This window comes from Actinophytocola sp. (assembly GCF_036002505.1).
Lineage (GTDB): Bacteria > Actinomycetota > Actinomycetes > Mycobacteriales > Pseudonocardiaceae > DASYTH01.
Genome location: NZ_DASYTH010000031.1, coordinates 17865 through 30243 on the forward strand (window position 1 = coordinate 17865; position 12379 = coordinate 30243).

Here is a 12379-nt window from a genome sequence, read left to right on the forward strand (position 1 = left end):
CCGAAGCTGAGGTGTTTCTTGTCGGGGCGGGTCCGTTGACACTTGCCGCGATCTGCTCCTACGCTGGCAAGCGCTTTCCTGCAGCGATCCAGTGGGCCCATGACACGTGAGGGGTTTCGTTCGATCGGAATTGAATCGTTTCAGTTCATGTGGGAGGCGGTTTGACCTGCGGATATCAGTGTTGATCTCCGGGAGAACATGTGAGGTGGATCCTGATCGGAGGGCGCCGGCGGTTCGGGTGGGTGCTGGTGCCGGTTCTGGTGTCGTTGTTCGGCCTGCCGGCTGCCGCCGGGGCGGCACTGCCCCCCGAGGCGACCTACTACGTCGACGCCTCGCGGGGCAGTGACGACGCGACCGGGCGCTCGCCGGCGTCGCCGTGGCGCAGCCTGGAGCGGGTGAACGCGACCACGTTCGGGCCCGGCGACCGGATTCTGTTGCGTGCGGGGGAAAGCTGGCACGGGCACTTGTGGCCGAAGGGGTCGGGAAGCCCGGAGCGGCCGATCGTGCTGGACCGGTACGGGCCCGGGGCGAAGCCGGCGGTGCACGGCGACGGGCAGGTGGCCGACGCGGTGCGGCTGTTCAACCAGCAGCACTGGGAGATCCGCAACCTGGAGGTGACCAACGCGGCGCCGCTGACCGGTGCGCCGGGGACGAACCTGGCGGACCTGCGCGGTATCCACGTCGCCGGGGACGCCGGCGGGCAGCTGCGCCACTTCCGGATCGAGTCGGTGGACGTGCACGACGTGACCGGCGAGGTGAACTGGATCGGCGGGGACACCGCGGGCAACGCGCCGGGGATCACGTTCCGGACCGGCTGGGACCGGTCGAAGGACACCGGCGGGATCGTGTTCCGCGGCCTGGCGGCCGATCCGGCCAACCCCGGCACGGCCACGGTCCTCGACGACATCGTGGTGGCGGGCTCGACCATCCGGAGGACCTCGTTCGGCGGGATCATCGTCAAGCAGTACACCGGATCCAACGCCGGAGCGGTGCACACCGGCTGGGGCGAGCGGGCCGGCCGGGACGACCCGGCCTTCGCGCCGCACACCAACGTGGTGCTGCGGAACAACTTCATCACCCAGGACGGCACGCCATACGGCTGCAACGGGATCTACCTCACCGACGTCCGCGGCGGGCTGGTCGAGGGCAACGTGGTGTACCGGACCGGCACGTCGGGCATCGAGATGTACTACGCGGACAGCGTCGTGGTGCAGCGCAACGAGGTCTACGAGACCCAGCAGAAGGCCGGCGGCGCCGACTCGAACGGCATCGACCCGGACAACGCCACGACGAACATCGACGTGCAGTACAACTTCGTGCACGACAACGGCGACGGGATCCTGCTCTGCCAGTGCGGGCGCAACTTCGGGGACACCCGGATCCGGTACAACGTCATCAAGAGCAACACCCGGTACCAGGTCTACCTGCACTCCCTGCGCGGCACGACGGCCTACGTCTACCACAACACGATCTACAACGACCGCGGCAACCACCTGATCTTCGCGATGGGCTCGAACCTCCTCGCGGAGTACCACATCTGGAACAACGTGCTGTACTCCACGCGGGACAACGTGTCGCTGACGACGAGCCCGACGATCGACTACGAGTCGAACCTGTACGGCGGCGCCGCGCTCGCCGTTCCCGCCGACGACACCCAGCCCCGGGTCGGCGACCCGGTGTTCCGCGGCGTGGTCACCGGCCCCTACGGGAACGAGAGCACCGGCCCGCGGCTGGACCAGGCGCTGCCGCTGCGGGTCGGCTCCGGCTCCCGGGCGGTGGGCACCGGGCGCGTGGTCGACGACAACGGCGGCGCCGACTTCACCGGGGCGTCCGTCTACAACGGACTGCCGGACGTCGGGGCCTTCGAGTACCGGACGCCGCCGCGCCAGCCGTGGGAGTCGGTGAACGGCTTCGTCACCGACCAGAACGGCGCCCCGGTGCCGGCCGCGACGGTCGTGCTTTCCCTGCACGGCCGGCAGTACCAGGCGATCACCGAGGCCGACGGCTTCTACCGGATCGGCGGCGTCTCCTTCGGCCGGGGCGGCGTCCTCAGCGCCGGCAAGGACGGGTACGTCGCCGCGACCGGCACCGTCGACGTCCGGCACGGCGACACCACCCGGCAGGACCTCACGATGACCCGGAATTCCTAGACCACAACCAGGACTCGGAAGGACTATCCCCATGCGACGGTTCAACGCGCGGCCCGTCCGCCGGGCTCTGCTGCTCGCCGTGACCGCGGCCCTGACGTTCTCGGCCTGTGCGGTCGGCTCGACCGGCTCCACCGAGCTGTCCAAGGATCCGGTCACCCTCCGGTTCACCTGGTGGGGCGCCGACGCCCGGCACAAGCGCACCCAGGAGGTGATCGAGCGCTTCCAGAAGCAGCACTCGAACATCACGATCAAGGGCGAGTACAAGGACTGGAACGGCTACTGGGACAGCCTGGCCACCACCGTCGCGGCCAACGACGCCCCGGACCTCATCCAGATGGACGAGCTGTACCTGTCGTCCTACGCCCAGCGCGGGGTGCTGCTGGACCTCGGGACCGTGGGCAAGTACCTCAACACGGGCGCGTTCGACGGCAAGGCGCTGGCCACCGGCAAGGTCGACGGGAAGCAGTACGCCCTGCCGGTCGGCCTGACCGCGTACTCGGTCGTCGTCAACACCGATCTCCTTGCCAAGTACGGCGTTTCGCTGCCCGACGACAGCACGTGGTCCTGGGACGACCTCAAGGCCGTCGGGGCACAGGTGTCGAAGGCCAGCGGTGGCGCGGTGAGCGGCGTGCAGTCCTGGGGCTTCGACGCCGGGGGCCTCAACGTGTGGGCCCGCCAGGCGGGTGGTTCGCTCTACGACTCCTCCGGCAAGGTCGCGATCAAGCCCGAGGTCCTGGCCGGCTACTGGTCGTACCTGGTCAGCCTGGCGAAGGACGGGGTCGCGCCGGTGCCGTCGGTGACCGTCGAGCGGGCCACCGCCAGCCTGGAGCAGTCCGGCACCGCGACCAACAAGTCGGTGTTCGCCACCTGGTGGAACACCCAGCTCACGTCGCTTTCCGCGGCCAGCAAGGCGAACCTCAAGCTGCTCAAGCTGCCCGGTGAGGCCACCGCCAAAACGCCTGGCGCGTACTACAAGCCGTCGATGTACTGGTCGGTCTCCGCGCGCAGCAAGCACCCCGCCGAGGCGGCGCTGTTCATCGACTTCCTGGCCAACAGCCAGGAGGCCGCCGACGTCCTGCAGACCGACCGCGGCGTTCCGGCCAACACCACGATCCGGCAGGCCATCACGGCCAAACTGGACGCTCCCAGTCAAGCCGCGGCCAAGTACCTGGACGCGATCACCGTGGGCGACCCGCCCCGGGTGACACCGAAGGGCGCCAGCAACGTCGAGAAGATCCTGCAGCGGCACACCGAGCAGGTCCTGTTCGGCAAGCTGACCCCGGAGGCGGCGGCCACGTCGTTCATCGCCGAGCTGCAGAAGGAGATCGACTCGGCATGAAGCTTGCGGAATGCCGGGCGAGGGAGTTGGCCCACCGCGACGAGGGTGGGCCCGAGAACTGGGGTCTGGGGGCTCGCCCCCGGTGGAACACGGTCTGCCCGAGGAGCGGTCCGGTGACCCACCAGCCAAGGCGGCCCACGACCATGGCCAACATTCCCGAGCTGGCGGACTCCGCGTGAGGGCCGGCACCTACCGGACGGCCCGGCCGTGACCGTGCTGCGCGAGCTGGGTGGTCGGCGGCGGGCCTCGCGGGAGAAGGAGAACCTGGCGGCGTACCTGTTTCTGGCCCCGTGGCTGCTCGGTTTGCTGCTGATCACGATCGGGCCGATCGTGGCGTCGCTGTACCTGTCCTTCACCAACTACAACCTGCTGCAGCCGGCCAGGTGGATCGGGTTCGAGAACTTCTCCCGGATGCTGTCCGACGAGCGGCTGCACAACGCCCTGCGGGTCACGTTCACCTACGTGCTGGTGTCGGTGCCGGTGCAGCTCGCCCTGGCGCTGCTGCTCGCGGTGGTGCTCGACCGGGGTGTGCGGGGGATGGCGTTCTACCGCTCGATCTTCTACCTGCCGTCGCTGCTCGGCACCAGCGTCGCGATCGCGATCCTGTGGAAGCGGGTGTTCGGCAGCGACGGGCTGGTCAACCAGGCGCTCGCGCTGGTCGGGGTGCAGGGGCAGAGTTGGATCTCCGAGCCGGGCACCGCACTGTCCACTTTGATCGTCCTCAATGTCTGGACGTTCGGTGCCCCCATGGTGATCTTCCTGGCCGGCCTGCGGCAGATCCCGACCATGTTCTACGAGGCGGCCGCGGTGGACGGCGCCGGGCGGGTGCGGCAGTTCTTCAGCGTCACGCTGCCGCTGCTGACCCCGATCATCTTCTTCAACCTCGTGCTGCAGATCATTCACGCGTTCCAGTCGTTCACCCAGGCGTTCGTGGTGTCCGGCGGGACCGGTGGGCCCGCGGACTCGACGATGTTCTACACGCTGTACCTGTACAACCGCGGCTTCGGCAACTTCGACATGGGGTACGCCTCGGCGATGGCGTGGGTGCTGCTGGTGATCATCGCCGGGTTCACCGCGGTGAACTTCCTGGCCGCCCGGTACTGGGTGTTCTATGACGACTGAGACCCCGACGCTGACCCGCGCGGCGTGGCCCGGCACCTGGCCGGGGGAGCCGCCGCGCCGGCCGCCCCGCCGGCGCCGGCGCGCCACGGCCCGGGTGCGATCGGTCCTCAAGCACGCCGCGCTGATCACGACCGCCCTGCTGATGCTGTATCCCGTGCTCTGGATGGTGGTCAGCTCGCTGCGGCCGGGTGACGAGATCTTCCGTGAGCCGGGGCTGCTGCTGTCCCATGTGGACGCCGGTAACTACCCGGCCGGCTGGACGGCGCTGTCCCACCCGTTCGGCCACTACCTGCTGAACTCGGCGGTGGTGGTGCTCGGCGCGATCGTCGGCAACCTGGTGTCCTGCTCGATGGCCGCCTACGCCTTCGCCCGGCTGGAGTTCCGCGGCCGCAAGGTGCTGTTCACCATCATGCTGATGACGATCATGCTGCCGATCCATGTGGTGATCGTGCCGCAGTACGTCATGTTCTCCCAGATCGGCTGGGTGAACACGTTCCTGCCGCTGATCGTGCCGAAGATGCTGGCCACCGACGCGTTCTTCGTGTTCCTCATGGTCCAGTTCATCCGGGGCATCCCGCGCGAGCTGGACGACGCCGCCCGGATCGACGGCTGCGGCCGGGCCGGGATCTTCCTGCGGGTGATCCTCCCGCTCATGGTCCCCGCGCTCGCCACCACGGCGATCTTCACGTTCATCTGGACCTGGAACGACTTCTACAGCCAGCTGATCTTCCTCACCGACCCGGACATGTACACCGTCCCGGTGGCGCTCCGGTCGTTCGTCGACGCCACCACCGGGACCAGTTGGGGGGCGATGTTCGCCATGTCCGTGGTGTCGCTGCTGCCGGTGTTCCTGGCGTTCCTGATCGGGCAGCGGTTCCTGGTCAGGGGGATTGCGACCACGGGCATCAAGTAATGCCCTGATGGCCGCCTTCAGGGCATTGAACGTCCCGAAGGCGGCCTTCAGGGCATCCTGGCCGGTGGGTTGACCGTGGGCGGTTGGCTCGTTACCGTCGGGTCATCCGGCCTGTCAGACATTGTTCGAGATATCGAAATGTCTGGGAGCGCTCCCAGAAGCAGAGTGGCTTCTAGCACGGAGGATGGCCATGTTCCGGACCCGTTCGGTGCTCGCGCTCACTGTCGCCCTGGTGGCCGGTCTCGTCATGGTCGCCGGGCAGCCACATCCCGCGGCGGCGGTGGCGTTCATCCCGGCGCCACCGTTGGGGTGGGACTCGTGGAACACGTTCGCCGCGCGGATCAACGCGAGCGTGATCCGGCAGCAGACCGACGCGATGGTGTCGTCGGGGATGAAGGACGCCGGGTACCAGTACGTCAACATCGACGAGGGGTGGTGGCAGGGGACCCGGGACGGCGCCGGCAACATCGTGGTGGACACGAACGAGTGGCCGGGCGGGATGAGCGCGATCGCCGACTACATCCATTCCAAGGGGCTCAAGGCGGGGATCTACACCGACGCCGGCCGGGACGGGTGCGGTTTCTACTTCCCGACCGGGCGGCCGGCCGCGCCAGGGTCGGGCAGTGAGGGCCACTACGACCAGGACTTCCTGCAGTTCTCCCGGTGGGGCTTCGACTACGTCAAGGTCGACTGGTGCGGCGGCGACGCCGAGGGGCTCAACCCCCGCACCACGTTCCAGAGCATCAGCGCCGCCATCGACCGCGCGACCGCGCAGACCGGCCGGCCGATGGTGCTCTCGGTGACCGAGTGGGGCATCCAGAGCCCCTGGGACTGGGCGCCGGCCATCTCCAGCCTGTGGCGCACCAGCGGCGACATCATCTTCTTCGGCGAGTCCCCGTCGATGGCCCGGGTGCTGGCCAACTTCGATGCCGCGCAGCACCCCGCCGCGCAGAGTCCTGGCCACTACAACGATCCGGACATGCTCATCGCCGGCATGCCCGGGTTCAGCGACGCGCAGAACCGCACGCACCTGAGCCTGTGGGCGATCTCCGCCGCGCCGCTGATCGCCGGCAACAACCTCGCCACCATGAGCGCGAATACGCGAGCCATCCTGACCAACCGCGAGATGCTGGCCATCAACCAGGATTCGCTCGGCCGCCAGGGCGTCAAGGTCGCCGAGGACCAGTCCGGGCTGCAGGTGTACAGCAAGGTCCTGTCCGGCAGCGGCCGCCGCGCCGTGGTGCTGCTCAACCGCACCGGTTCCACCGCGTCCATCACCGCACGCTGGTCGTCCCTGGGGCTGACCGGCTCGGCGAGCGTGCGCGACGTGTGGGCCGCGGCCGACCGGGGAAGCTTCGCCACCGGCTTCACCGCGAGCGTGCCCGCCGGCCAGGCCGTGCTGCTCACCGTCGCCGGAACCGACGGCGGCAGCCAGGGCCGGCAGATCGTCGGCGGCCAGTCCGGCCGCTGCGTGGACGTGCCGAACTCCACCACCACGAACGGCACGCAGGTGCAGCTGTGGGACTGCAGCGGCCAGCCCAACCAATCGTGGACGGCCACCGCCAGCCGCCAGTTGACGGTGCTGGGCGGTAAATGTCTGGATGCGTTCAACCGGGGCACCACGAACGGCACGGCTGTGGTGATCTGGGACTGTAACGGGCAAACAAATCAGCAGTGGTCCATCAATTCCAACGGCACGATCACCGGCGTGCAGTCCAATTTGTGCCTGGATGCCAACGGGCGCGGCACCGCGAACGGCACGAAGCTCATTCTGTGGGCCTGCAACGGGCAAACCAACCAGCAATGGACCCTGCGCTGAATTCGAGGGAGAAAGACAATGCGCACACGAGCGCGATGGTTCGCCGCGGCCACCCTGGCCGTGCTCACCGGCGCGGCCCTGCACGGCAGCCCGGCCACCGCCGAATCGAACGGCGGAGTCCGGGTAATGCCGCTGGGTGACTCCATCACCGACGGCCTGACGGTGCCCGGCGGGTACCGGATCGGCCTGTGGCAACGGTTCGGGTCCGGCGGTTTCCGGGTGGACTTCGTCGGCTCGCTGTTCAACGGGCCGGCCACCCTCGGCGACCATGATCACGAAGGGCACTCCGGCTGGCGCATCGACCAGATCGACGCGAACATCGTCAACTGGGCGCGGGCCACGAACCCGCATTCCGTGCTGCTGCACATCGGCACCAACGACGTCCTGCAGAACTTCAACCTGGCCGGTGCGCCGGGCCGGCTGTCCGCGTTGATCGACAAGATCACCGCGACCGTGCCGAGCGCCGAGGTGTTCGTCGCGTCGATCATCCCGCTGTCCAACGCCGGCGCGGAGGCCAACGTCCGCACCTACAACGCGACCATCCCCGGGATCGTGCAGAGCAAGGTGAACGCCGGCCGGCACGTGCACTTCGTGGACCAGCACGCCGCGCTGACCACCGCCGACCTGGCCGACGGCGTGCATCCGAACGCCACCGGCTACAACAAGATGGCCACCACCTGGTTCAACGCTTTGAGTTCGGTACCCGGCAGCATCGGCACCCCCGGCGGCGGAACGGGCCGGCAGATCGTGGGCGGCGGGTCCGGCCGGTGCGTGGACGTGCCGAACTCCTCCACCACCAACGGGGTCCAACTGCAGATCTGGGACTGCAGCGGTCAGGCCAACCAGTCCTGGACGGTCACCGCCAGCCGCCAGCTCATGGTTCTGGGCAGCAAGTGCATGGACGCGTTGAACGCGGGCACCACGGCCGGCACGCAGGTCGTGACCTGGGACTGCAACGGGCAGACCAACCAGCAGTGGAACGTCAATTCCAACGGCACGATCACCGGCGTGCAGTCCAATTTGTGCCTGGATGCCAACGGGCGCGGCACCGCGAACGGCACGAAGCTCATTCTGTGGACCTGCAACGGGCAAACCAACCAGCAATGGACCCTGCGCTGACGCGCATTCCAATCTTTTCGAGGGAGCTCTCATGACGGCGAGAAAAGTAGCTCTCGGCTGCCTTGGTGCGGTCGCGTTGCTGATCGGGGTCGCGCTGAGCGCGCTGGCGCCGCCACCCGCCTCGGCGGCGTCGCTGGTGGAGATCACGAACTTCGGGAACAACCCGAGCGGGTTGCGGATGCACCTCTACGTCCCGGACCGGGTGGTGGCCCCGCGGCCGCCGATCCTGGTGGCCGTGCACTACTGCGGCGGATCCGGCCCGGCGTTCTTCAGCGGCACCGAGTTCGCCCGGCTGGCCGACCAGTTCGGGTTCATCATCGTCTTCCCGACCGTGACCCGCGCCAGCCTGTGCTTCGACGTGTCCAGCCCGCAGGCGCTGCGCCGGGGCGGGGGCAGCGATCCGGTGGGGATCAAGTCGATGATCGACTGGACCGTCGCGAACCGCAACGGCGACGCGAACCGGATCTACGTCACCGGCGCCTCGTCCGGCGCGATGATGACCAACGTGCTGCTCGGCGACTACCCGGACGTGTTCAAGGCCGGGGCGGCGTTCTCCGGGGTGCCGGCCACCTGCTTCGCCACCACGAACGGGTCCGAGTGGAACAACGAGTGCTCCAACGGCCGCATCATCAGGACCGCGCAGCAGTGGGGTGACGCCGCGCGCGGGATGGACCCCGGCTATACCGGGCCGCGCCCGCGCATGCAGCTGTTCCACGGCACGAACGACAACATCCTGTTCTTCCCCAACTGGGGAGAAGAGGTCAAGCAGTGGACCAACGTGCTCGGCGTGAGCCAGACCCCGTCGTTCCAGGACACCACCCCGTCCGGCTGGACCCGCACCCGCTACGGCGGCACCGGCACCCAGGCGCCGGTCGAGGGCATCGTCGTGCAGGGCGGAGGCCACAACCTGCCGATGGCTGGCATGGCCGCGATGGCGGTCGCGTTCTTCGGCCTGAACACATCGATCCCGCCGAGCTCGACCACGACCACCACCACGACGACCGGGACGCCGCCGCCCGCGGGGTGCCGGGTCACCTACACGATGAACGCGTGGAACACCGGCTTCACCACCGACCTCGCCATCGCCAACACCGGCAACAACCCGGTCAACGGCTGGTCGCTGGTGTTCACCCTCCCCGGCGGGCAGACGATCACCTCGGGCTGGAACGCCACGTACAGCCCCACCTCCGGCCAGGTGACCGCCCGTAACGTCAGCCACAACGCGGTCATCAACCCCGGCACGTCGATCCGGGACATCGGCTTCCAGGCCACCCACACCGGCAGCACCGGCAAGCCGACCTCGTTCACGCTCAACGGGAACCCCTGCACCATCGGATGACCGTCCGCCGGTGACCCGGGGTGTGCACCCGGGTCACCGCAGGGCCGGGAAGAGATCCGAGCCGGGTGTGGTTGACCGGCTTGTGACCGGTGTTCCGCTTTCCGTGTTGGAGCTGGCCCCGCTGCAGAGCGGTGGCAGCGCGAGTGAGGCCTTGCGGCATACCACCGAGGTGGCGAAACGGGTCGAGGAGCTGGGTTATCTGAGACTCTGGGTGGCCGAGCACCACAACATGCCGTCGATCGCCAGCTCGTCACCGGCGGTGCTGATCGCGCACCTGGCCGCGCGGACGTCGCGGATCCGGGTCGGCTCCGGCGGGGTGATGCTGCCCAATCACGCGCCGCTGGTGGTCGCCGAGCAGTTCGCGACGCTGGAGGCGCTGCATCCGGGGCGGATCGATCTGGGCATCGGGCGCGCGCCGGGAACGGATCAGCGGACCGCGCTGGCGTTGCGGCGCACGACGGAAGGTCTGTCCGCGGAGGGGTTTCCGCAGGAGCTGACCGACCTCATCGGCTACTTCGCGGGTGAGGTCGGCGGCATCATGGCGGTCCCCGGGCGGGGCAACGAGCCGGCCGTGTGGCTGCTGGGGTCGAGCGGCTTCAGCGCCCGGCTCGCCGGGCTGCTCGGGCTGCCGTTCTCCTTCGCGCACCATTTCAGCTCGGCGAACACGGTGCCGGCGCTGGATTTGTACCGGCGCAGCTTCCGTCCCTCCCGCTGGCTGTCCGAGCCGTACGCGAAGGTCGCCGTCGCGGTCATCTGCGCCGACACCGACGAGCGTGCGCACTGGCTCGCCGGTCCGTCCGCGCTCGCGTTCCTCAAACTTCGCACCGGCACCCCGGAAGCGCTCCGCACGCCGGAGGAGGCGGCCGCCTACCCCTACAGCGACCCGGAGCGGGCGTTCATCGACAACCGGTGGGCCGACCAGGCGGTCGGCTCACCCGACACGGTCCGGCACCAGCTGGCCGACCTCCTCGCCCGCACCGGCGCCGACGAGTTGATGCTCACCACCATGGTCTACGACCTCGATGACCGGCTCCGCTCCTTCGAGCTCGTCACCGAGAAGGTGTCGCTCTGAAGGCGTGTTTCGACATGCCATGCTGAGGTGGCGCGGCTTGGCGGGGGTGGGCTGGGAAAGCAACGTGACGTTGCTTTCCCACCCATCGCGATCATGCTCGCGCTAGTCGACACCCGTGGGGGCCGGCTCGGGGCTCGGGACGCCGCCGGGCATGATCATGATCATGAGGAGGGCGGCGAGGGCGACGGCGGCGGCGCCGAGGAAGACGCTGTGGATGGCGGTGGGGAGCAGGTGTCGGGGGTCGGGGGCGAGGGTGGCGTTGACGATGGCGCCGAACACGGCGATGCCGACGGCGCTGCCGAGGGAGCGGGCGAAGAGGTTTGCTCCGGTGACGACGCCCCGGGTCTGCCAGTCGGCGGAGGCCTGGGCGGCGACCAGGGAGGGGGCGTTGATGAACCCGAGTCCGGCACCGATGATGCAGCAGCCGATGGCGAGTTGGAGCACGGAGCTGCCGGGGGTGACCGTGATCAGCACGATGCTGCCGGTGATGGCGAAGGCGGAGCCGAACAGCGCGGTGTTGCGGAACCCGAAGCGGAGGTAGATGCGGCCGGAGAGGGTGGCGGCGATCGGCCAGCCGATGGTGAGGGCGGCGACGGCGAACCCGGCGACCAGGGCGCTGGTGCCGAGGACCTCCTGGGCGTAGAGCGGCACGTAGGAGATCAGACCGATCAGCAGGACGCCGACGCACAGCGTGGTGGTGTTGGCGCCGATCAGCACCCGCCGCCGGAAGATCCACAGCGGCAGGATCGGCTCCGCCGCGCGGCGCTCGACCAGGCCGAACAGCACCAGCAGCACGGCCGCCGCGGTGAGCACGGTGACGCTCGCCGGTGAGTCCCAGGCCCAGTCCACGCCGCCGGCGAGCAGGCCCAGGATGAGCAGCGCGCCGCCCGCCGCGAGCAGGCCGGCCCCGGCGTAGTCGATCTTGTGGGTGGTGCGTTCGACGCGCTCGGTGAAGCCGCGCTGGAGCATCAGCATGGCCAGGACGGCGATCGGGATGTTGACGAAGAAGATCCAGCGCCAGGACACGTAGTCGGAGAACACCCCGCCGAGCGTCGGGCCGACCACCGACGAGGTGGCCCACACGCTGGCCAGGTAGCCGATCACCTTGGCGCGCTCGACGAGCGTGTAGATGTCCGCCACGATGGTCTGCCCGATCGGCAGCACGGCGCCCGCACCCAGGCCCTGCAGCGCCCGGAACACGATCAGCGACAGCATGCTCCAGGCCGCGCCGCACAGCACCGAGGCCACCAGGAAGATCGTGATCCCGAGCATCATCATCGGCTTGCGCCCGACGATGTCGGCGAACTTGCCGTACAGCGGCACCGAGACGGCCTGGGCCAGCGTGAAAATCGAGAACAACCACGGGAACTGGGAAAGCCCGCCGAGATCGTCCACCACCGCCGGCACCGCGGTCGCCAGGATCGTCGTGTCGATCGCGACCAGCGCCGTCGCGAGCATCACCGACAGCAGCACGGGTCCGCGGTCCGACCGCAACCCCACGCCACC

9 protein-coding genes are annotated in these 12379 nt (G+C 68.9%); 8 read left to right on the forward strand and 1 reads right to left on the reverse strand.

Going from position 1 to position 12379, the window contains the following annotated elements; genetic code table 11:
* Positions 1-200: 200 nt before the first annotated feature.
* The 8 genes from VGR06_RS01755 to VGR06_RS01790 all read left to right on the forward strand — a co-directional run bounded on the left by VGR06_RS01755 (position 201) and on the right by VGR06_RS01790 (position 10873).
* Positions 201-2150 carry a carboxypeptidase regulatory-like domain-containing protein gene (locus VGR06_RS01755; protein WP_327557137.1) on the forward strand — a complete coding sequence of 650 codons (1950 nt, stop codon included), beginning with the start codon at positions 201-203 and terminating at the stop codon, positions 2148-2150.
* 31 nt (positions 2151-2181) lie between these two features.
* Complete coding sequence (locus tag VGR06_RS01760; protein WP_327557138.1) at positions 2182-3489, forward strand: ABC transporter substrate-binding protein; 1308 nt, start codon at positions 2182-2184, stop codon at positions 3487-3489.
* A gap of 207 nt (positions 3490-3696) precedes the next feature.
* Entirely contained in the window at positions 3697-4611 is a 915-nt protein-coding gene (locus VGR06_RS01765) for a sugar ABC transporter permease (protein WP_327557139.1), read from the forward strand.
* Positions 4601-5524: a carbohydrate ABC transporter permease gene (locus VGR06_RS01770; protein ID WP_327557140.1), complete on the forward strand. Its 924-nt coding sequence runs from the start codon at positions 4601-4603 to the stop codon at positions 5522-5524. The genes VGR06_RS01765 and VGR06_RS01770 overlap by 11 nt, the downstream gene beginning before the upstream one ends.
* A gap of 190 nt (positions 5525-5714) precedes the next feature.
* Positions 5715-7343 (forward strand): glycoside hydrolase family 27 protein, encoded by a 1629-nt coding sequence (locus VGR06_RS01775; RefSeq protein ID WP_327557141.1) that lies wholly within the window; start codon positions 5715-5717, stop codon positions 7341-7343.
* Positions 7344-7361: 18 nt separating this feature from the next.
* Positions 7362-8462: a ricin-type beta-trefoil lectin domain protein gene (locus tag VGR06_RS01780; RefSeq protein WP_327557142.1), complete on the forward strand. Its 1101-nt coding sequence runs from the start codon at positions 7362-7364 to the stop codon at positions 8460-8462.
* A 31-nt stretch (positions 8463-8493) separates the two neighbouring features.
* Positions 8494-9801: a PHB depolymerase family esterase gene (locus VGR06_RS01785; protein ID WP_327557143.1), complete on the forward strand. Its 1308-nt coding sequence runs from the start codon at positions 8494-8496 to the stop codon at positions 9799-9801.
* 67 nt (positions 9802-9868) lie between these two features.
* Positions 9869-10873 (forward strand): LLM class flavin-dependent oxidoreductase, encoded by a 1005-nt coding sequence (locus VGR06_RS01790; RefSeq protein ID WP_327557144.1) that lies wholly within the window; start codon positions 9869-9871, stop codon positions 10871-10873.
* A gap of 102 nt (positions 10874-10975) precedes the next feature.
* Here the strand turns inward: VGR06_RS01790 and VGR06_RS01795 are convergent.
* Positions 10976-12379 (reverse strand): MDR family MFS transporter (locus tag VGR06_RS01795; protein WP_327557145.1); only part of this gene is annotated, 1404 nt, incomplete at its 5' end.

Excerpts from the sequence above, each read along its gene's own strand:
- VGR06_RS01760 (WP_327557138.1), top strand. The coding sequence starts at position 2,182 with ATGCGACGGTTCAACGCGCGGCCCGTCCGCCGGGCTCTGCTGCTCGCC.
- VGR06_RS01770 (WP_327557140.1), top strand. The coding sequence starts at position 4,601 with ATGACGACTGAGACCCCGACGCTGACCCGCGCGGCGTGGCCCGGCACC.
- VGR06_RS01775 (WP_327557141.1), top strand. The coding sequence starts at position 5,715 with ATGTTCCGGACCCGTTCGGTGCTCGCGCTCACTGTCGCCCTGGTGGCC.
- VGR06_RS01780 (WP_327557142.1), top strand. The coding sequence starts at position 7,362 with ATGCGCACACGAGCGCGATGGTTCGCCGCGGCCACCCTGGCCGTGCTC.
- VGR06_RS01785 (WP_327557143.1), top strand. The coding sequence starts at position 8,494 with ATGACGGCGAGAAAAGTAGCTCTCGGCTGCCTTGGTGCGGTCGCGTTG.